Annotated in this window: 20 protein-coding genes and 1 tRNA gene; 15 read left to right on the forward strand and 6 right to left on the reverse strand. The window is 60.4% G+C overall.

From position 1 onward, the window contains the following. Nucleotides 1-11: 11 nt before the first annotated feature. Both N2A98_RS07280 and N2A98_RS07285 read left to right on the forward strand, forming a co-directional pair. The gene (locus N2A98_RS07280) at nt 12-683 is read left to right on the forward strand and encodes a response regulator (protein WP_044272794.1); all 672 of its coding nucleotides are present in this window, start codon (nt 12-14) and stop codon (nt 681-683) included. After that, nucleotides 676-2,061: a sensor histidine kinase gene (locus N2A98_RS07285; protein ID WP_003189439.1), complete on the forward strand. Its 1,386-nt coding sequence runs from the start codon at nt 676-678 to the stop codon at nt 2,059-2,061. Before N2A98_RS07280 ends, N2A98_RS07285 begins: the two co-directional genes overlap by 8 nt. On the opposite strand, the gene N2A98_RS07290 is transcribed toward N2A98_RS07285, so the two are convergent. Both N2A98_RS07290 and N2A98_RS07295 read right to left on the reverse strand, forming a co-directional pair. Beyond that, nucleotides 2,062-2,883 (reverse strand): HDOD domain-containing protein, encoded by an 822-nt coding sequence (locus N2A98_RS07290; protein ID WP_275623201.1) that lies wholly within the window; start codon nt 2,881-2,883, stop codon nt 2,062-2,064. 36 nt (nt 2,884-2,919) lie between these two features. Further along, entirely contained in the window at nt 2,920-3,861 is a 942-nt protein-coding gene (locus tag N2A98_RS07295) for a folate-binding protein YgfZ (protein ID WP_275623202.1), read from the reverse strand. Between the two features lie 139 nt (nt 3,862-4,000). On the opposite strand from N2A98_RS07295, the gene N2A98_RS07300 reads away from it, so the two are divergent. Then, complete coding sequence (locus tag N2A98_RS07300; RefSeq protein ID WP_044272796.1) at nt 4,001-4,255, forward strand: succinate dehydrogenase assembly factor 2; 255 nt, start codon at nt 4,001-4,003, stop codon at nt 4,253-4,255. Further along, entirely contained in the window at nt 4,239-4,685 is a 447-nt protein-coding gene (locus N2A98_RS07305; RefSeq protein ID WP_044272797.1) for a protein YgfX, read from the forward strand. Before N2A98_RS07300 ends, N2A98_RS07305 begins: the two co-directional genes overlap by 17 nt. Here the strand turns inward: N2A98_RS07305 and nadB are convergent. After that, entirely contained in the window at nt 4,654-6,270 is a 1,617-nt protein-coding gene (gene nadB, locus N2A98_RS07310; RefSeq protein WP_047710299.1) for an L-aspartate oxidase, read from the reverse strand. The genes N2A98_RS07305 and nadB overlap by 32 nt on opposite strands. Nucleotides 6,271-6,729: 459 nt before the next feature. On the opposite strand from nadB, the gene rpoE reads away from it, so the two are divergent. The 5 genes from rpoE (at nt 6,730) to N2A98_RS07335 (ending at nt 10,578) form a co-directional block, all read left to right on the forward strand. Continuing rightward, complete coding sequence (gene rpoE, locus N2A98_RS07315) at nt 6,730-7,311, forward strand: RNA polymerase sigma factor RpoE (protein WP_003172477.1); 582 nt, start codon at nt 6,730-6,732, stop codon at nt 7,309-7,311. A gap of 32 nt (nt 7,312-7,343) precedes the next feature. Further along, a complete protein-coding gene (locus N2A98_RS07320) occupies nt 7,344-7,931 on the forward strand; it encodes an RseA family anti-sigma factor (protein ID WP_003189451.1) in 588 nt (195 codons plus the stop codon). A 16-nt stretch (nt 7,932-7,947) separates the two neighbouring features. Then, nucleotides 7,948-8,907 carry a MucB/RseB C-terminal domain-containing protein gene (locus tag N2A98_RS07325; RefSeq protein ID WP_275623203.1) on the forward strand — a complete coding sequence of 320 codons (960 nt, stop codon included), beginning with the start codon at nt 7,948-7,950 and terminating at the stop codon, nt 8,905-8,907. A gap of 66 nt (nt 8,908-8,973) precedes the next feature. After that, entirely contained in the window at nt 8,974-9,102 is a 129-nt protein-coding gene (locus N2A98_RS07330; RefSeq protein ID WP_256557875.1) for a hypothetical protein, read from the forward strand. A gap of 39 nt (nt 9,103-9,141) precedes the next feature. Further along, nucleotides 9,142-10,578 carry a DegQ family serine endoprotease gene (locus N2A98_RS07335; RefSeq protein WP_014717365.1) on the forward strand — a complete coding sequence of 479 codons (1,437 nt, stop codon included), beginning with the start codon at nt 9,142-9,144 and terminating at the stop codon, nt 10,576-10,578. 69 nt (nt 10,579-10,647) lie between these two features. Here N2A98_RS07335 and N2A98_RS07340 read toward each other — a convergent pair whose 3' ends face one another. After that, entirely contained in the window at nt 10,648-12,081 is a 1,434-nt protein-coding gene (locus N2A98_RS07340; protein WP_032892982.1) for a M48 family metalloprotease, read from the reverse strand. Nucleotides 12,082-12,176: 95 nt separating this feature from the next. On the opposite strand from N2A98_RS07340, the gene N2A98_RS07345 reads away from it, so the two are divergent. Next, nucleotides 12,177-12,416 carry a sulfurtransferase TusA family protein gene (locus tag N2A98_RS07345; RefSeq protein ID WP_032892981.1) on the forward strand — a complete coding sequence of 80 codons (240 nt, stop codon included), beginning with the start codon at nt 12,177-12,179 and terminating at the stop codon, nt 12,414-12,416. A gap of 695 nt (nt 12,417-13,111) precedes the next feature. On the opposite strand, the gene N2A98_RS07350 is transcribed toward N2A98_RS07345, so the two are convergent. Further along, entirely contained in the window at nt 13,112-13,585 is a 474-nt protein-coding gene (locus tag N2A98_RS07350; RefSeq protein ID WP_057701165.1) for a peroxiredoxin, read from the reverse strand. Between the two features lie 14 nt (nt 13,586-13,599). Continuing rightward, on the reverse strand, nt 13,600-14,160 hold the full coding sequence (locus tag N2A98_RS07355; RefSeq protein ID WP_003189463.1) for a glycine cleavage system protein R: 561 nt from the start codon (nt 14,158-14,160) through the stop codon (nt 13,600-13,602). Between the two features lie 262 nt (nt 14,161-14,422). Here N2A98_RS07355 and dapA point away from each other — a divergent pair, with 262 nt between their 5' ends. From dapA to N2A98_RS07380, 5 genes are all read left to right on the forward strand, one after another. Further along, a complete protein-coding gene (gene dapA, locus N2A98_RS07360) occupies nt 14,423-15,301 on the forward strand; it encodes a 4-hydroxy-tetrahydrodipicolinate synthase (protein WP_047710303.1) in 879 nt (292 codons plus the stop codon). Between the two features lie 17 nt (nt 15,302-15,318). Beyond that, entirely contained in the window at nt 15,319-16,434 is a 1,116-nt protein-coding gene (gene bamC, locus N2A98_RS07365; protein ID WP_275623204.1) for an outer membrane protein assembly factor BamC, read from the forward strand. A gap of 4 nt (nt 16,435-16,438) precedes the next feature. Then, nucleotides 16,439-17,197 (forward strand): MBL fold metallo-hydrolase, encoded by a 759-nt coding sequence (locus tag N2A98_RS07370; RefSeq protein ID WP_003189469.1) that lies wholly within the window; start codon nt 16,439-16,441, stop codon nt 17,195-17,197. 27 nt (nt 17,198-17,224) lie between these two features. After that, entirely contained in the window at nt 17,225-17,938 is a 714-nt protein-coding gene (gene purC / locus N2A98_RS07375; RefSeq protein ID WP_027604309.1) for a phosphoribosylaminoimidazolesuccinocarboxamide synthase, read from the forward strand. An 83-nt stretch (nt 17,939-18,021) separates the two neighbouring features. After that, a tRNA-Ser gene (locus N2A98_RS07380) sits at nt 18,022-18,111 on the forward strand. Nucleotides 18,112-18,189 lie beyond the last annotated feature (78 nt).

The raw sequence follows: 18,189 nt of genomic DNA on the forward strand, positions 1-18,189 counted from the left end.
GGTAGAAATCCATGCGTGTCCTCCTGGTTGAAGACCATCTGCAGCTCGCCGAAAGTGTCGCCCAAGCGCTCAAGAGCATGGGCTTGACCGTTGATGTGTTGCATGACGGCGTGGCGGCGGACCTGGCCTTGAGCAGCGAGGAATACGCTGCGGCGATCCTGGACGTAGGGTTGCCGCGCCTGGATGGCTTCGAGGTGCTCGCGCGTTTGCGGGCGCGTGGAAAAAACCTGCCGGTGCTGATGCTGACCGCTCGTAGTGATGTAAAAGACCGCGTGCACGGCCTGAACCTGGGCGCCGATGACTACCTGGCCAAGCCGTTTGAACTTACGGAACTTGAAGCGCGGGTCAAGGCACTGTTGCGGCGCAGCGTGTTGGGCGGCGAGCGCCAGCAGACCTGCGGTGTGTTGGTGTACGACCTCGATACCCGGCGCTTCACAGTGGCGGGCGAACTGATGACCTTGACCTCCCGAGAACAAGCAGTGCTCGAAGCCTTGATCGCCCGGCCGGGTCGCGTGATGAGCAAGGAACAATTGGCTTCCCAGGTATTTGGCCTGGACGAGGAGGCCAGCCCCGACGCCATCGAGATCTACGTGCATCGCCTGCGCAAAAAGCTCGATGGCCAGCCCATCGCCATCGTCACTTTCCGCGGCCTTGGCTATTTGCTGGAAGCCCGTGATGCATAAGCCCAGCAGCCTGCGCTGGCGCTTGCTGTGCAACCTGGCGCTGTTGCTGGTGCTGTTGATGCTCGCCAGCGGCATGAGCGCTTATTGGAACGGCCGCGAAGCCGCCGACACCGCCTATGACCGTACGCTGCTGGCCTCGGCGCGCACCATTGCCGCCGGCTTGACCCAGGTGGACGGCACCCTCAGCGCCAATGTGCCTTATGTCGCCCTGGACACCTTTGCCTACGACAGTGCCGGGCGCATTTATTACCAGGTCAATGACATTGATCAGAAGCTGATTTCCGGTTACGAAAACCTGCCCGGCCCGCCGCCCGGCACGCCCCGCACCGACGATTACCCAGCCTTGGCGCGGTTCTACAACGCCATGTACCTGGGCCAGCATGTACGGGTGGTGAGCCTGCTCAAGGCCGTCTCGGAACCGAACATGAATGGCATGGCCGAAATTCGTGTCGCGGAGACCGACGAAGCGCGGGTGGCCATGGCCCGCAGCCTGATGGCTGACACCCTGCTGCGCCTGGGCATGCTCGCCATCGGCGCATTGTTGCTGGTGTGGTTCGCGGTAAGCGCCGCCCTGCGCCCGCTGGAACGCCTGCGCACGGCGGTAGAAGAGCGCCAGCCCGATGACCTGCGGCCCCTGCCATTGGTGGAAGTTCAGGATGAGTTCGGCCCACTGGTGCGCTCGCTCAACCATTTCACCGAACGCCTGCGCGGGCAGTTCGAGCGCCAGGCGCAGTTTATTGCCGACGCTGCCCACGAGCTGCGCACACCGTTGGCGGCGCTCAAAGCCAGGCTGGAGCTGGGCCTGCGCGCCGAAGAACCGGCCACCTGGCGCAGCACCCTGGAAACGGCCGCTCAGGGCACCGACCGCCTGACGCACCTGGCCAATCAGTTGTTGTCCCTGGCCCGCATCGAAAACGGTGCCCGCGCCATTGCCGAAGGCGGTGCGCAGTTGCTCGATTTAAGCCAGTTGGCCCGTGAGCTCGGTATGGCCATGGCGCCGCTGGCTCACGCGCGGGGCGTGGCGCTGGCGCTGGAGGCCGATGAGCCGGTATGGCTGCGTGGCGAACCGACGCTGCTCAACGAGTTGCTGAGCAACTTGGTGGACAACGCCTTGGCCCATACGCCACCCGGCGGCAATGTGATTCTGCGGGTGACGGCCCCGGCGGTGCTGGAGGTGGAAGATGACGGCCCCGGTATCCCGCTGGATGAGCGGGACCGGGTGTTCGAGCGTTTTTATCGACGCAGCCAGCAGGGCATGGGCTCGGGCTTGGGGTTGGCGATTGTCGGGGAGATTTGCCGTGCGCACCTGGCGCAGATCAGCCTGCATGATGGCGAGCTGGCGGGGCTTAAGGTTCGCGTGAGTTTTATCGCGGGTTGATCAGTAAAACATCGAGCGCGCTTCGTCCAGTTCGCTGCGCAGGGCGTCGCTGTGCAGGTCTATGCGTAACTTCATGAGGGCCGGCAATGTGGCAATCGGCGCGCTCCCCAGGGGATGGTCGGTGCCGCGGTGGCAGTACAGCGCGGCGACCTGCACCAGGTCGACGTAGTCCAGGCTGGCAGCGTCGCGTGTCAGGTCCAGGTATTGGCCTGGCACGTTCACCAGCATCTCGGGGAAGTCCCACACCCGTAGCAGCTTGTCCCCCAGCACCGGGTGGATGCTGTCGATGACGTGGTTGAGGCTGACGGGGTCGGCCAGCAGCTCATAATGGTCCTCGGCATACGTGAGGATAGGCAGCACGCCGATCTGATGCACCAGGCCACCCAGCGCCGCCTGGTCTGGCTTGAGCTGGCTGTGGCGACGGCACAAGGCGTAGCTCACGCCCGCCACCTCCAGGCTGCGGCGCCACACGTCGCGCATTTTCTGTTCGACCACCTCGGAGCGGGCGTGAAAGATCTGCTCCATCACCAGGCCGATAGCCAGGTTGCTGCTGTAGTTGGTACCGAGCCGGGTGATGGCGGTGTGTAGGTCGGTGACTTCCTGGCTGGCCCGCAGCAACGGGCTGTTGACCACTTTGATCAGGCGCGCCGACAGGGCCGTGTCACGACTGATCACTTTGCTCAGGTGGCTGATGCTGATCTCCGGGTCTTCGGCGGCCTGGCGAATTTTCAGGGCCACCTCCGGCAATGTCGGCAGAACCAGGTCATCGTTATCGATGGCCGTTACCAACGCTTGTTGGACTTTTTCCGCCAGCTTGTTCATTCATGCTCTCTAGGGTGCTGCAAAAAAGTACGGCGATTAACGCTGGATCTCGCGATCTCGGTCCAGTTGGTAGGGCAGGTCAAGCAGGTGCAAGCCCGGGCCTTCCAAGGTGCCCAAGCGCACGTCGCCACTGTCGGCAGCTTCGGCTTGCAGCACCGCGAGAAGTTCAATCGACTGGTCAGCTTTTGCGGCGATGACCACTTCGCCGATTGCGCTGTTATGGCTGGGGGAAAACAGTGGAGTACCTGGCTCGGGGAGTTCGGCTGTTTCCAGGCTCAGGCGATACAGGCGCCGCTTGAGTTTGCCCAGGTACTGCATGCGCGCGACGATTTCCTGGCCGGTGTAGCAGCCTTTCTTGAAACTCACGCCGCCCACCGCTTGCAGGTTGAGCATCTGCGGGATGAACAGCTCGCGCGTCTGGGGCATCACCTGGCCGATACCGGCACGGATCTGGCCAAGCAGCCACGCATTCAAGTCAGCCTGCTGCAATTGTGCGGCCAATTGGCTGCGCACGGTGTCGGCGTGTTCGGCAGGTACCCAGAGTTCGGCACGGCCCGGGGAAACGCGGACGGCGATCAATGCCTCGTTGCGTGCCACGCTGTCGGTCTCGACCGGCAGTTCCAGGCCCAGAGCGGTCAAGGCCGCGTCTGCGTTAGCCAGGCCGAAGCGCGCCCAGGCAGCGCTTTCGTCGGTGAGCTTGGACTTGGAGAACACCGCGTACTTTTTCAAATCCGCCAACTGCGGCTCTAGCAACTCGGTGGCCATGGCCAGGAGTACGCCATCACCCTGTAGCAGGATGCGGAAGCTCGACTGCATCCGGCCTTTTTGCGTGCAGCGCGCGCCCAGGCTGGCCTGGGTATCAGTCAGGTAATTGAGGTTGCAGGTCAGTTGGCCCTGCAGGAACTTGGCAGCATCGGAGCCGCGGACGGCGAGAACGCCTTCGTGGGACAGGGAGCAGAAAAAAGCGGAGTCAGCCATGGGTCATCGCAGGTCAAAAAGTCATGGGTGCATCATAGAGGGGCGTCCGGCAAATGCATAGTTTCGTCGCGGTCGACCAAAGCCGACTGTTCCGGTGTCGTCGGGGCTGTATACTTGCGCTCTAATTTAGGAGGGCTCCATGGTCGAAGATGTAGAAATCAATCGCCTCTACTGGCACAGCCGTCGCGGCATGCTGGAGCTGGATGTGCTGCTGGTGCCTTTCACCAAAGAGGTGTACGCGACGCTCAATCAGGTGGACCGCGACCTCTACGTCAGGTTGCTCACGTGCGAAGACCTGGACATGTTTGGCTGGTTCATGGAGCGCGCCGAATCCGAAGACCCGGAGCTGCAGCGCATGGTTCGGATGATCCTGGATCGTGTCCAGCCCAAGTAATCGTTTCGAATGCCGCTGGCAGGCCTCGCGGCTGTTGCTGGCGGCCTATGTGCTTGCCCAACTGATCGCGTTGGGCAGCCTGCTGGTTCTAAACCTGCCTTACTCAAGCCTTGGCACCCTGTTATGCCTGGCTCATTGTGCCTGGATATTACCGCGGCAAATCCTGCTCACTCACCGTTCGTCGATTCGTGGCCTGCGCCGTGACGACGATGGCTGGCAATTATGGAGCGCCGCACGCGGGTGGCACTCTGTGCAACTGCGGCCCGACAGCCTGGCGTTGCCGCTGATCGTGGTGTTGCGTTACCGGGTGCAGGGTGAACGGCGAGTGCGGTCCATCTGCGTGCCCAAGGATGCGCAGGCCGCCGATGTGCATCGGCGCCTGCGGGTACGCCTGAAGTTCAGCCGCCGTAGGTGGTTGGCACCAGGATAGTGTCCCGGGCTTCGGGCAGCATCTGAGGGTAGTCGAGGGTGTAATGCAGGCCGCGGCTTTCCTTGCGTTCCATGGCTGAACGAATCATCAGCTCGGCCACTTGGGCCAGGTTGCGCAATTCGATCAGGTCGCGGCTGACCTTATAGTTGCTGTAGAACTCGTCGATCTCATCCAGCAGCAAGCGCACCCGATGTTGCGCCCGTTGCAGGCGCTTGTTGGTGCGCACGATACCCACATAGTCCCACATGAAGCGCCGCAGCTCGTCCCAGTTGTGGGCGATGATCACGTCTTCGTCCGAATCGGTAACCTGGCTCGCGTCCCAGCGGGGCAGGGCGGCCGGTACCGGGATGCGCGGTAGTTGCTCAAGAATGTCCGCTGCCGCCGAGCGCGCATACACGAAGCATTCGAGCAGTGAATTGCTGGCCATGCGGTTGGCGCCGTGCAGGCCGGTGAAACTGGTTTCGCCGATGGCATACAGGCCCGGCACGTCGGTGCGGCCATGCTGGTCGACCATTACGCCCCCGCAGGTGTAGTGCGCGGCCGGTACCACGGGGATCGGGCCCTTGGTGATGTCGATATTGAAAGTCAGGCAGCGTTCGTAGACCGTCGGGAAGTGGGTCTTGATAAAGGCTTCGGGCTTGTGGCTGATGTCCAGGTACACGCAGTCGATACCCAGGCGCTTCATTTCGTGGTCGATGGCGCGGGCGACGATATCCCGTGGCGCCAGCTCGGCGCGTGGGTCGAAGCGCTGCATGAAGCGCTCGCCATTGGGCAGCTTCAAATGCGCACCTTCACCGCGCAGGGCTTCGGTGATCAGGAAGCTCTTGGCCTGCGGGTGATACAGGCACGTGGGGTGGAACTGGTTGAACTCCAGGTTGGCGACCCGGCAGCCCGAGCGCCAGGCCATCGCAATGCCGTCGCCGCAGGCACCGTCGGGGTTGCTGGTATAGAGGTAGACCTTGGCGGCGCCGCCCGAGGCGAGAATGGTGAAGCGTGCGCCATAGGTATCAACTTCACCGCTGGCGCGGTTGAGTACGTAGGCGCCCAGGCAGCGCTCGCCCGCCAGGCCCAGGCGTTTTTCGGTGATCAGGTCGACGGCGACGCGCTGCTCCAGCAATTGGATGTTGGGGCGTTGGCGGGCCTGGTCGAGCAGGGTCTTGAAAATCGCAGCCCCGGTGGCATCGGCGGCGTGAATGATTCGGCGATGGCTGTGGCCGCCTTCACGGGTCAGGTGGAACTCAAAGCCGCCGTCGTCGCTGCCGGCATGTTCATCACGGGTGAAGGGTACACCTTGGTCGATCAACCATTGGATGGCTTCCCGGCTGTGCTCGACGGTGAAGCGCACGGCGTCTTCATTGCACAGGCCGCCGCCGGCGTTGAGGGTGTCTTCGACGTGGGATTGCACGGTGTCGGTGTCGTCCAGCACTGCGGCGACACCGCCCTGGGCCCAGAAGGTCGAGCCGTTGGCCAGGTCGCCTTTGCTCAAAACCGCTATACGCAAATGGCTGGGCAGCGTCAGGGCCAGGCTCAAGCCGGCGGCGCCGCTACCGATAACCAGGACATCGTGTTGAAACTGTTGGCTCATTTGACGGATTCCGCAAAAAGCGATCCAGAGGGGGCGCAAACAGGACGCCTGGATCGGCGAATCAAAGGGTCACACGGGCCACTAGTATATAGAGGGGTGGAGCGGCACAATAGCCACGCCTTCGTGGCATTGTGAGATTATGCTGCGCAGCTTTGGGAAACGGCCGGTTGGCGGGACGGGAACTTTTTGCATGAGCCCCGACTCAATAGCAGGTTGCCCGAAAGCTGGGAAAACGTTGAGTTTATTGGCCCGTCGGGAGCATTGGACGCGTCACGAAACCGGCGACAAGATTATTCGCGCAGCCGGCACCGACCGTGCTGCGTTTTTCGTGTGTGCCAAATCAGTGCATGCCGGAAACTTGCTTGAAGGGGGAGAACTTTTGCGAAAAGCCCGAGTCTATGTTTGCAAGCCTGATCGTTTAGTTATGCAAGCCTCCTTCAAGTACAACGAGGAGTGTTCATGCTAACCCAGGAAGAGGATCAGCAGCTGGTCGAGCGCGTACAGCGCGGTGATAAGCGAGCATTTGATCTGCTAGTGCTGAAATACCAGCACAAAATTCTCGGGTTGATCGTGCGGTTTGTGCACGACACCCATGAAGCGCAGGACGTTGCACAGGAAGCCTTTATCAAGGCTTACCGTGCACTTGGAAATTTCCGCGGTGACAGTGCGTTTTACACGTGGCTGTACCGCATCGCCATTAACACGGCGAAAAACTATCTGGTGTCACGCGGTCGTCGCCCACCAGACAGTGATGTCAGTTCAGAAGATGCAGAATTTTACGATGGTGATCACGGCCTCAAAGATCTCGAGTCGCCGGAGCGTGCATTGCTGCGCGACGAGATCGAAGGCACCGTCCATCGCACTATTCAGCAACTGCCAGAAGATTTGCGTACGGCGTTAACTTTACGTGAATTCGATGGTCTGAGTTACGAAGACATTGCGAGCGTCATGCAATGTCCGGTGGGGACTGTGAGGTCGCGGATTTTCCGGGCCCGGGAAGCCATCGACAAAGCCTTGCAACCGTTGTTGCAGGAAAACTAAAGACAGCGGCGACAGCCAAGAGAGGAACCGCCATGAGTCGTGATGCCCTGCAGGAATCGCTGTCCGCAGTGATGGATAACGAAGCGGATGAACTGGAACTTCGTCGAGTGCTCAATGCATTTGATGACGCCGAAACCCGTGATACCTGGTCTCGTTACCAAGTCGCTCGGGCGGTGATGCACAAGGATCTCCTAATCCCTCGTCTGGATATTGCTGCGGCCGTTTCTGCTGCACTGGCTGATGAAGCCGTTCCGGCAAAAGCCTCGCGTGGTCCATGGCGCAGCCTGGGTCGTCTGGCAGTGGCCGCCTCGGTGACCGTTGCTGTGTTGGCAGGTGTTCGCCTGTACAACCAGGACGAGATCGCAGGCAACGAGCTGGCCCAACAGACTCAGCAGCCGGTCATGGCCGGTCCGCAAGTCAAAGGCCCTGCCGTGCTGGCTGGCTACAAGGAAAGCACCGATACCACCGGCCCTATGGCCAATGGTGTACTTCAGGGGCAATCCGGCTGGCAGGATCAGCGCCTTCCAGGCTACCTGCGTCAACATGCGCAGGAATCGGCCGCCAAAGGCACTGAAAGCGCTCTGCCATACGCCCGTGCAGCAAGCCAGGAAAACCGCTGATTCGCTAAGGAGCCCTATGCGCGCCATACCGCTCCTTGCGCTTTTGCTCAGTAGTTGGTTTGCACTATCCGCCCATGCCGATGAAGCCCAAGACTGGCTGACTCGACTTGGGCGTGCAGAGCAGCAGCAAAGCTTTGAAGGTACGTTTGTCTACGAACGTAACGGCAGTTTTTCCACCCATGATATCTGGCACCGCGTCCAGGATGGTCATGTCCGTGAACGCTTGTTGCAGCTTGACGGCTCCGCCCAGGAAGCGGTTCGGGTAGACGGCCGGGCGCAATGCGTCAGTGGCGCGTTGGTTGTCAGCCTCGGTCATTCTTCTGATGCACCCTCGCGTATTCTTGATCCCAAAAAACTCAATCCATTCTATGAACTGGCCGTCGTTGGCAAATCCCGCGTGGCTGGTCGTAATGCGGTGATTGTGTCGATCAGTGCGCGTGACCCTTACCGTTATGGGTTTGAATTACACCTGGATCGTGAGACTGCGCTGCCGCTCAAGTCCTTGCTGCTCAACGATCAAGGGCAGTTGTTGGAGCGTTTTCAGTTCACGCGCCTGGATACTTCGGCTACTCCTTCTGACCAGGACTTGCAGCCCAGCAGCGACTGTTCACCGGTAACAATGTCTGCCGCTAAAACACCTGACCTGTCTGCCACGCAAAGGTGGCATCTGGACTGGCTACCGCCTGGTTTCCAACAGATCAGCAGCGCTACGCGCAAAGATCCCCAAACGAAATCTACCGTCGACAGCCTGATGTATGACGATGGGCTCGCGCGTTTTTCGGTGTTTCTCGAGTCGGCCAGTGGCGCTGACGTGAATGAAACCCGCGCTCAGCTTGGGCCAACCGTGGCAGTCTCGCGGCGTTTGAATACGGTCGATGGCGAAATGATGGTCACGGTGGTGGGCGAAATTCCCATCGGCACTGCTGAGCGCATCGCGTTGTCGGTGCGTGGTGAAAAGGCCGCCGCCAAGCCCTGAGATTGTTAATCTTATGTTCATCCTGTTCTTTCAATCTGAGCCCGAATTTGGTTGGACGCTGGGCGTATGAAATTTCTGGATCAGCATTTTCACTTGCAAAAACTTCCCATGTTTTTTATAGGTCAGGGTTTGATGGCTCTGGCCTTGTTTGTTCGCGGAACAAAAATGCCGGTCGCCGTATCCGGCGTTTATTGAACCCTGTCGCTTAACCCTGCTCGTCGTAACGGGAGCTGTATGTCGATACCACGTTTGAAGTCTTACTTATCCATAGTCGCCACAGTGCTGGTGCTGGGTCAGGCCTTACCTGCGCAAGCGGTCGAGTTGCCTGACTTCACCCAACTGGTGGAGCAGGCCTCGCCTGCCGTGGTGAACATCAGTACCACGCAGAAGCTGCCGGATCGCAAGGTCTCGAACCAGCAGATGCCCGACCTGGAAGGCTTGCCGCCCATGCTGCGCGAGTTCTTCGAGCGAGGGATGCCGCAACCGCGCTCCCCCCGTGGCGGTGGTGGCCAGCGCGAAGCCCAATCCCTGGGCTCCGGCTTCATCATTTCGCCTGATGGCTACATCCTCACCAACAACCACGTGATTGCCGATGCCGATGAAATTCTCGTGCGCCTGGCCGATCGCAGTGAACTCAAGGCCAAGCTGATTGGCACCGATCCACGTTCCGACGTGGCCTTGCTTAAAATCGATGGCAAGGATTTACCGGTGCTTAAACTGGGCAAGTCCCAGGACCTGAAGGCCGGTCAGTGGGTGGTCGCGATCGGTTCGCCGTTCGGCTTTGACCACACCGTTACCCAAGGCATCGTCAGCGCCATCGGTCGCAGCCTGCCAAACGAAAACTACGTGCCGTTCATCCAGACCGACGTGCCGATCAACCCGGGTAACTCCGGTGGCCCGCTGTTCAACCTGGCCGGCGAAGTGGTGGGGATCAATTCGCAGATCTATACCCGCTCCGGTGGCTTCATGGGTGTGTCCTTCGCGATCCCGATCGATGTGGCCATGGACGTCTCCAATCAGCTCAAAAGCGGCGGCAAGGTCAGCCGCGGCTGGTTGGGCGTGGTCATCCAGGAAGTGAACAAGGACCTGGCTGAGTCCTTCGGTCTCGACAAGCCGGCCGGTGCCCTGGTTGCGCAGATTCAGGACAATGGCCCCGCGGCCAAAGGCGGCCTGAAAGTCGGTGACGTCATCCTGAGCATGAACGGCCAGCCGATCATCATGTCGGCGGACCTGCCTCATCTGGTCGGCGCGCTCAAGGCTGGCGGCAAAGCCAAGCTGGAAGTGATTCGTGATGGCAAGCGCCAGAACGTCGAACTGACCGTAGGGGCAATCCCGGAAGAAGGCGCCACCCTGGATGCCCTGGGCAACGCCAAGCCCGGTGCCGAGCGCAGCAGTAACCGCCTGGGTATCGCCGTGGTTGAACTGACCGCCGAGCAGAAGAAAACCTTCGACCTGCAAAGCGGTGTGGTGATCAAGGAAGTTCAGGACGGCCCAGCTGCCTTGATCGGCCTGCAACCGGGTGACGTGATCACTCACTTGAACAACCAGGCAATTGACACCACCAAGGAATTCGCCGACATCGCCAAGGCGTTGCCGAAGAATCGCTCGGTGTCGATGCGCGTCCTGCGTCAAGGCCGTGCCAGCTTCATCACCTTCAAGCTGGCCGAGTAATCCGCTAGCCCCATAAAAAAAGCCCCGCTGCCGGTTAACGGCAGCGGGGCTTTTTTGTGGGCGGCGGGTTCAGCTCATCATGCCTTTTACCAGGCGCTCTTGTTCGATCAGTTCACGCTGACGGGCGTCGATGCGTGAGGACAGCGGGAAGTTACTGCCCGCGCGCCGCTTGGCAAAGTCCAACTGCTGGATCGCTTGCTGGAAATCCCCCACCAGTGCGAAATATTCGGCGCGGGCCTGATGCAGGCCAATGATGTTGCCGGACAAGCCGCGAGTTTCGGCGACCTGATACCACACGTCCGGATCGTCCGGGCGCGACTTGAGCAGCCCGTCCAGTGCCTTTTCTGCATCGGCGGTACGGTTCTGTTTAAGCAGCAGGTCTACCCGTACCTGGTTCAGCGGATAGTTGCTGGGGTACTGGGTGAGCATGCGGTCGGTACGTTGCTGCGCATCCGGCATGCGGTTGCTGGTGATGTCCAGTTCGATTTGGGCCAGGTTGTACGTGATGTCGTTGGGCGCCTTGGCCAGCAGCGGCGCCAGGCTTTCCCGTGCTTCCTTGAGTTGAGTGCCCTTGATCTGGGCGATGGCCAGGCCATAGCGTGCCACGTCATTTTTAGGGTTTTCGTCCAGCTGCGCCTGGAAGCGCTTGGCAGCCAGGCCTGGTGTGTCTTCGTACTTGAGTTGTACCCGCGCGCGAATCAATTGATAGCGCAGGCTGTCTTCCTTGCCGCCGGGTTTGGCTTGTTCGGCGCGGTTGCGGGTGTCGGCGATACGCGATTCGGTGACCGGGTGAGTCAGCAGGAACTCCGGCGGCTTGGCGTCGAAGCGGTATTGGCGCATCAACCGTTCGAACATGGTGGGCATGGAGCGCGGGTCGTAGCCGGCTTTCTCCAGGTTGAGGATGCCGATACGGTCGGCCTCCTGCTCGTTCTGGCGGGAGAAGCGGCGCTGTTCCTGGATCGCGGCGGCTTGTGAGCCGGCAATCGCGGCGATACCGGCATCGCCGGCACCCGCAGCGGCGGCGATAATGCCGCCAAGCAGGGCAGCCATCATCGGCAGTTGCATGCGTGATTGCGCTTCCACGCCTCGGGCGAAGTGGCGTTGAGACAAGTGCGCCAGTTCGTGGGCCAGTACCGACGCGTATTCGCCTTCGGTCTGTGCATTGAGGAACAAACCGCCGTTGACCCCGACGATCCCACCCGGAGCCGCGAAGGCGTTGAGCTGTGGGCTGTTGATCAGGATAAATTCCAGGCGCCGGTCATTGACCTGGCTGGTCTCCACCAGCTTGTACACGCTGGTTTCGACGTAATCCTTGAGTTGCGGGTCATTGAGTTGCGAGACCTGGCCGCGCAGGTAAGCCAGCCAAGCGCGGCCCAATTGGTATTCCTGTTGCGGCGAGACAATGGCAGAACTGGCGTCGCCGAGTGACGGCAGGTCGTCAGCGAAGGCCGGGGAGGCCAGCAGGCAGGCCAGCGTCAGCAGGGTAGGGCGCAAAAAAGTCATGCACAAAGCCTTTCGACAAAGAGCTTACTGTAGCCGGACACTGAGCTTGGGACCAGATATTCTAAGCAGCCCGAATGTTTGCCTGGAGTAACACCATGACCGACGTTGTAGCCTGTGACGCCGAACTCGACGCCAGCGGTCTGAACTGCCCGTTGCCCTTGCTCAAGGCCAAGCTGGAGCTCAATCGATTGGCCAGCGGCGCCGTGCTTAAAGTGACCGCCACCGATGCAGGCTCCCAGCGTGACTTCCGCACTTTTGCCAGGTTGGCGGGCCATACGCTGGTTCGGGAAGAAGAGGCTGCTGGCGTGTACTGCTATTGGTTGCGCAAGGCCTGAAGGCCTTACGAGGCAAGGTATTTACACAACTTCGGTACCAAGCTGACCCTGTGGTGAGGGAGCTTGCTCCCGTGACGACCTGACGGCCGATGCTTGTCTACCTGACCCACCACGATCCAAATGTGGGAGCTGGCTTGCCTGCGAAGACGGCCTGACAGGCGACACCTATCTACCTGGCACCCTGCGATCAAACTGTGGGAGCTGGCTTGCCTGCGATGACAGCCTGCCAGCCGCCCCCTATCTACCTGACACCCCACGATCAAACTGTGGGAGCGGGCTTGCTCGCGAAGGCGGCCTGGCAGTCAACACAGTTGGATAGTGTACATATCCATTGCTGCGGTAACGGCCACTTAGGGTTCCGCTCTGACAGCGGGTCACTTTTGGAAAAGAGCCCCAAAAGTAACCAAAAGGGCTCTTGCCCCACCACTCGGCACCTCGCTTGGGCTCGGTGTGCCCGTAATCCGCCAGTGATTTGGGGGGCCGCCGCCACGCGCCATCCATGGCGCGGGGCGGCTAAACCGGCATCCCTGCCGGTTTACCCCCCAAATCCCTGTCGAATTCCGGCCAGCGTGGTTTGACGGGGCGCCTAAGATCAAGAGCAGATCAAGATCAAGAGCGGCTCGCTTCGCATCGTGGTTACCGTGTGTGCTACAGCCCACAAAGTTGTGTAGATACCTAGGCTTATCGAGGCAAGATCAAGCCTTGTTCAGCGCCTGCGCTGCCGCCAGCACGGCATCAACATGCCCCGGCACTTTCACGCCGCGCCATTCTTGACGGAGCACGCCTTGGCTATCGATCAGGAAGGTGCTGCGATCCACGCCCAGGTATTCCTTGCCGTACAGCTTCTTCAACTTGATCACATCAAACAGCTGGCAGACCGCTTCGTCCTTATCGCTGATCAGCTCGAAAGGAAATGCTTGTTTGCCCTTGAAGTTCTCGTGGGACTTCACGCTGTCACGCGACACGCCGAACACTTCGGTATTGGCGGCCTTGAACGCGGCGTACTGGTCACGAAAACCCTGGCCTTCGGTGGTGCAGCCAGGGGTGCTGTCTTTCGGGTAAAAGTAGATCACCACTTGCTTGCCCTTTAGGGCTGCGAGGCTGAAGGTCTGGCCGCTGGTGGCCTGGGCCTCGAAATCGGCCACGGGTGTGTCGATGGCTACCGGCATAGAGAAGTACTTCCTTACATTGGGTTCTGTGGGCGCCATGGCTCAATCAAGGCGTCGAGGTTCAGGGCATCGGCGAAATCCAGGAACTGGTCGCGCAGCCAACTGATCTGTACGCCGGCCGGCAAAGTCACGGTAAAGGTGGCATTGAGCATGGTGCCGCCGGTTTGTGGCGCCTGGTAGGTGTCACAGGTCAGGTTTTCCAGTTCGACGTTATGGTCGATAAAGAACTGGCACAGCTCGTTGACGATGTCCGAGCGGTAGGCCGAGCTGACATACGCTACGTACGGCAGCGCCTGGGGGCGGTTTTCCAGGGCGGCGCTGCGTACCACGTTGACGGTGAAGTCATGCTTCTTGGCCAGGCCCGGCAGGCCGGTTTCCAGGCGCGCCAAGGCATCCCAGGAGCCAGAAATCTGCAGGACCAGCGCACTGCACTCGCCATGGCGGGTGAGGCGGGAGGTCACGACGGCGCAGCGGTTCTCATGGCTGGCGCGGCACAGCACGTTGGTCAGCTCCATGGGGTTGGCGCCGAGGGCACTGATAACAAGGAATTGTTCGCGAACTGTGGGGGTGGACATGCAGCCTTCCTAAAGCGATGAGCGGTCGATGCCGTGTGGGCGGTATCGATCAAAGGATCAAGGGTAGCGAAAAGCGTCGCCAAGGGCTAGGAGGTGGCGTTTTCATTGCGTGATCAGCCGGCTTCGGGCGGTGCTTTGGCCCAATGATGGCATTGCCCGACGTTTAGTTGCGCCAGAACGCATCCTCACGCGGTACTTCGCTTGTACAAGCATCTTGGCGCCAGTACCATTACGGCTCTCTTTTTCCGGCAGGAGCGGTTGCATGATTGCGGGCAGTATGGTGGCACTGGTCACACCCATGGATGCACAAGGTCGTCTCGACTGGGACAGCCTGGGCAAACTGGTGGACTTCCACCTGCAAGAGGGCACCAACGCCATTGTGGCGGTCGGCACCACAGGTGAATCGGCCACCCTCGATGTGGAAGAACACATCCAGGTGATCGAGTTCGTGGTCAAGCGCGTGGCGGGCCGCATTGCCGTGATCGCCGGTACGGGCGCCAACTCGACGCGTGAAGCGATCGAGCTGACCAAGAACGCCAAGAAGGCCGGCGCCGACGCTTGCCTGCTGGTAACCCCGTACTACAACAAGCCGACCCAGGAAGGCTTGTACCAGCACTTCAAAGCCATTGCCGAAGCCGTGCAGATCCCGCAGATCCTCTACAATGTGCCGGGCCGCACCGCGTGCGACATGAAGGCCGAGACCGTGATCCGCCTGTCCACCGTGCCGAACATCATCGGCATCAAGGAAGCCACCGGCGACCTGCAGCGCGCCAAGGACATCCTGGCCGGCGTGAGCAACGACTTCCTGGTGTATTCCGGTGACGACGCCACCGCTGTCGAGCTGATCCTGCTGGGTGGCAAGGGCAACATCTCCGTGACTGCCAACGTGGCCCCGCGCGCCATGAGCGATATGTGTGCCGCCGCCATTGCCGGCGATGCAGCCACTGCTCGTGCAATCCACGAGAAGCTGATGCCGCTCAACAAGACACTGTTTATCGAATCCAATCCTATTCCCGTGAAGTGGGCGCTGTTTGAGATGGGCCTGATGCCGGACGGTATCCGTCTGCCGCTCACCCGCCTCAGCGAAGCCTGTCACGAACCGCTGCGACAGGCCCTGCGCCAGTCCGGCGTCCTGGTTTAATTGAGGAAGCACTACGCATGAAGCGATTGGCCGGACTTTCCGCACTTGCCTTGATTATCTCCAGCACCAGTGGCTGCGGTTGGGTATGGGGCCCGGAAGGCTACTTCCGTGACCGCGGCAGCGATTACCTGGAAGCGCAAGCAACCAAACCGATGCAACTGCCGCCTGATGTCAATGTCGCCAAGCGCCTTGACCCGTTGCTGCCGATCCCACGCAACGTCGCCGACGACACGGTCAAGGGTGAGTACGTAGTGCCGCGCCCACAGCCGATCATGGCCGTGGCCGATGCCAGCGACTACAGCCTGCAAAAAAGCGGCGACAACCGCTGGATCGTGGCTCAGCGTCCACCTGCCGAAGTCTGGCCGGTGGCGGTGCAGTTCTTCCAGGACAACGGTTTCCGCCTTGACCAGCAGCGCCCGCAAACCGGTGAGTTCACCACCGCGTGGCAGCAAGGTCGTGAGCTGTCTGCCAACATGGCCCAGCGCCTGCTGGCGAGCGGTGTAGCCGCCGACAGCGAAGCCCGTGTGCGTGTGCGCATCGAGCCTGGCGTGCAGCGCAACACCAGCGAAGTCTATGTAGTCAGTGCCGAACGGCCTGCCGGCAGCACGGCCAACGTCGATTTCACCCCGCGCTCGGTCAACACCGGCGTGGACGCCGCGCTGGTCGACGAGATGCTGGCCAGCATGAGCCGTATCTCCGAGAAGGGCGGTTCCGTTTCCCTGCTCGCCGCCCGTGATTACGACACCCCTAGCCGCGTCAGCCTCACCGAAGACGGCAGCGGCAACGTCGTGCTGAACCTGGGTGAAGACCTCGACCGCGCCTGGGCCAGTGTTGGCCGCGCGTTGGAGCAGGGCCCTTGGCGCGTTGAAGACATCAACCGCAGCCTGGGCCTGTACTACATCAACGTGGCTGAAAAGGCCGAGAAGAAAGACGACGAGCCAGGTTTCTTCGGCAAATTGTTCGGCAGCGCGCCGACCAAGGAAGAGATCGAAACCCGTGCCGAGCGTTACCAGGTTCGTTTGAGCAAGGTGGGCGAAAGCGTGCAAGTCACCGTCGAGAAGAACATCAACACTGTCGCGCCAGCTGAAACAGCGCGCAAAGTGTTGGGCGTGATTCAAGACAACCTGGGCTGATCCGATGCGTTTTGCCGTTCTCGGCAGCGGTAGCCAAGGGAACGGTACACTGGTCGCCCATGATGACACGTACGTGCTGGTCGATTGTGGTTTCTCCCTGCGCGAAACCGAGCGGCGCCTGTTGCGCCTGGGGGTTCACCCCACGCAACTGAGCGCGATTCTGGTAACCCACGAACATGCCGACCATGTGCATGGCGTGGGTTTGCTGTCTCGGCGCTACAATTTACCGGTGTACTTGAGTCGCGGCACGTTGCGCGGGATGCGCAAACCCATTGAGCCTGCTGGCTTCCTGGCCGGTGGTGAGCAACTGCAAATTGGCGCCCTGAGCATCAATGTTGTTGCGGTTGCTCATGATGCCCAGGAGCCGACGCAATATGTATTCAGTGACGGTGAGCGGCGCTTCGGTGTGCTCACCGATCTGGGTTCTTATTGCGCCAAGGTGCTGGAGGGTTACCGGGATCTCGATGCCTTGATGATCGAGTCCAACCACTGCCGAGACCTGCTGGCACGCGGTCATTACCCTTACTTTCTCAAGCAGCGGGTGGGCGGCGAGCTGGGACATTTGAACAACCACCAGGCCGCATACCTGGTGTATGAGTTGGGCTGGCAAGACCTGCAACACCTGGTCCTGGCTCACCTCAGCAGCAAGAACAACCTGCCGACGCTTGCCCGGCAATGTTTTGTCGACACCCTAGGGTGCGACCCGGACTGGCTGCAACTGGCCGATCAAGATTCAGGGCTCGACTGGCGACACATCGCCTAGCCCACCTTACTCAAAGCGGAGCCCATCATGGAAAAACGTGAAGAACTCTACCGCGGCAAAGCCAAGTCGGTGTACAAGACCGACGACGCCAACCGCCTGATCCTGCTGTTTCGCAACGACACCTCGGCGTTCGACGGCAAGCGCATCGAACAGCTTGACCGCAAAGGCATGGTGAACAACAAGTTCAACGCCTTCATCATGCAGAAACTCGAAGCGGCCGGTATCCCGACCCAATTCGACAAACTGCTGGGCGACAACGAATGCCTGGTCAAGAAGCTCGACATGATCCCGGTCGAGTGCGTCGTGCGTAACTACGCCGCCGGCAGCCTGGTCAAGCGTTTGGGCGTGGAAGAGGGCCTCAAGCTCAACCCTTACACCTTCGAACTGTTCCTGAAGGACGACGCCAAGGGCGACCCGTTCATCAACGAATCCCACGTCGTGGCGTTCGGTTGGGGCACCGCTGAGCAACTGGCGCGCATGAAGGAGTTGTCCCTCAAGGTCAACGACGTGCTGAGCAAGCTGTTCGACGATGCAGGCCTGTTGCTGGTGGACTTCAAACTCGAATTCGGCGTATTCCACGACGGCTCCATCGTCCTTGGCGACGAATTCAGCCCGGACGGCTGCCGCCTGTGGGACAAGGACACCAAGAAGAAGATGGACAAAGACCGCTTCCGCCAAGGCCTCGGTGACGTGATCGAAGCCTACGAAGAAGTCGCCAAGCGCCTCGGCGTACCGCTGTAATCGACGCAAGCATCTGATAGCACGGAAAAAAATCGCTTCGGCGCTTTGCATCCATCAATCATGCTGTTATGATGCGCGCCGTTGGAGAGATGCCAGAGTGGCCGAATGGGACGGATTCGAAATCCGTTGTACCTTCACCGGTACCTAGGGTTCGAATCCCTATCTCTCCGCCATACTTAGAAAAGCCCCGTAGATCAAGGTCTCGGGGCTTTTTGCATTTCAGAATTCTACGTAATGATTCTACGTAAAAT

The organism is Pseudomonas sp. FJ2-5-13 (assembly GCF_029201605.1).
In the GTDB taxonomy this organism is placed as follows: Bacteria; Pseudomonadota; Gammaproteobacteria; order Pseudomonadales; family Pseudomonadaceae; genus Aquipseudomonas; species Aquipseudomonas lactis.

What these genes read in the sequence shown, in the direction of transcription:
- N2A98_RS07280 (WP_044272794.1), top strand. Translation starts at nt 12, where the DNA reads ATGCGTGTCCTCCTGGTTGAAGACCATCTGCAGCTCGCCGAAAGTGTC.
- N2A98_RS07285 (WP_003189439.1), top strand. Translation starts at nt 676, where the DNA reads ATGCATAAGCCCAGCAGCCTGCGCTGGCGCTTGCTGTGCAACCTGGCG.
- N2A98_RS07290 (WP_275623201.1), bottom strand. Translation starts at nt 2,883, where the DNA reads ATGAACAAGCTGGCGGAAAAAGTCCAACAAGCGTTGGTAACGGCCATC.
- N2A98_RS07295 (WP_275623202.1), bottom strand. Translation starts at nt 3,861, where the DNA reads ATGGCTGACTCCGCTTTTTTCTGCTCCCTGTCCCACGAAGGCGTTCTC.
- N2A98_RS07300 (WP_044272796.1), top strand. Translation starts at nt 4,001, where the DNA reads ATGGTCGAAGATGTAGAAATCAATCGCCTCTACTGGCACAGCCGTCGC.
- nadB (WP_047710299.1), bottom strand. Translation starts at nt 6,270, where the DNA reads ATGAGCCAACAGTTTCAACACGATGTCCTGGTTATCGGTAGCGGCGCC.
- rpoE (WP_003172477.1), top strand. Translation starts at nt 6,730, where the DNA reads ATGCTAACCCAGGAAGAGGATCAGCAGCTGGTCGAGCGCGTACAGCGC.
- N2A98_RS07320 (WP_003189451.1), top strand. Translation starts at nt 7,344, where the DNA reads ATGAGTCGTGATGCCCTGCAGGAATCGCTGTCCGCAGTGATGGATAAC.
- N2A98_RS07325 (WP_275623203.1), top strand. Translation starts at nt 7,948, where the DNA reads ATGCGCGCCATACCGCTCCTTGCGCTTTTGCTCAGTAGTTGGTTTGCA.
- N2A98_RS07330 (WP_256557875.1), top strand. Translation starts at nt 8,974, where the DNA reads ATGAAATTTCTGGATCAGCATTTTCACTTGCAAAAACTTCCCATGTTT.
- N2A98_RS07335 (WP_014717365.1), top strand. Translation starts at nt 9,142, where the DNA reads ATGTCGATACCACGTTTGAAGTCTTACTTATCCATAGTCGCCACAGTG.
- N2A98_RS07340 (WP_032892982.1), bottom strand. Translation starts at nt 12,081, where the DNA reads ATGACTTTTTTGCGCCCTACCCTGCTGACGCTGGCCTGCCTGCTGGCC.
- N2A98_RS07345 (WP_032892981.1), top strand. Translation starts at nt 12,177, where the DNA reads ATGACCGACGTTGTAGCCTGTGACGCCGAACTCGACGCCAGCGGTCTG.
- N2A98_RS07350 (WP_057701165.1), bottom strand. Translation starts at nt 13,585, where the DNA reads ATGCCGGTAGCCATCGACACACCCGTGGCCGATTTCGAGGCCCAGGCC.
- N2A98_RS07355 (WP_003189463.1), bottom strand. Translation starts at nt 14,160, where the DNA reads ATGTCCACCCCCACAGTTCGCGAACAATTCCTTGTTATCAGTGCCCTC.
- dapA (WP_047710303.1), top strand. Translation starts at nt 14,423, where the DNA reads ATGATTGCGGGCAGTATGGTGGCACTGGTCACACCCATGGATGCACAA.
- bamC (WP_275623204.1), top strand. Translation starts at nt 15,319, where the DNA reads ATGAAGCGATTGGCCGGACTTTCCGCACTTGCCTTGATTATCTCCAGC.
- N2A98_RS07370 (WP_003189469.1), top strand. Translation starts at nt 16,439, where the DNA reads ATGCGTTTTGCCGTTCTCGGCAGCGGTAGCCAAGGGAACGGTACACTG.
- purC (WP_027604309.1), top strand. Translation starts at nt 17,225, where the DNA reads ATGGAAAAACGTGAAGAACTCTACCGCGGCAAAGCCAAGTCGGTGTAC.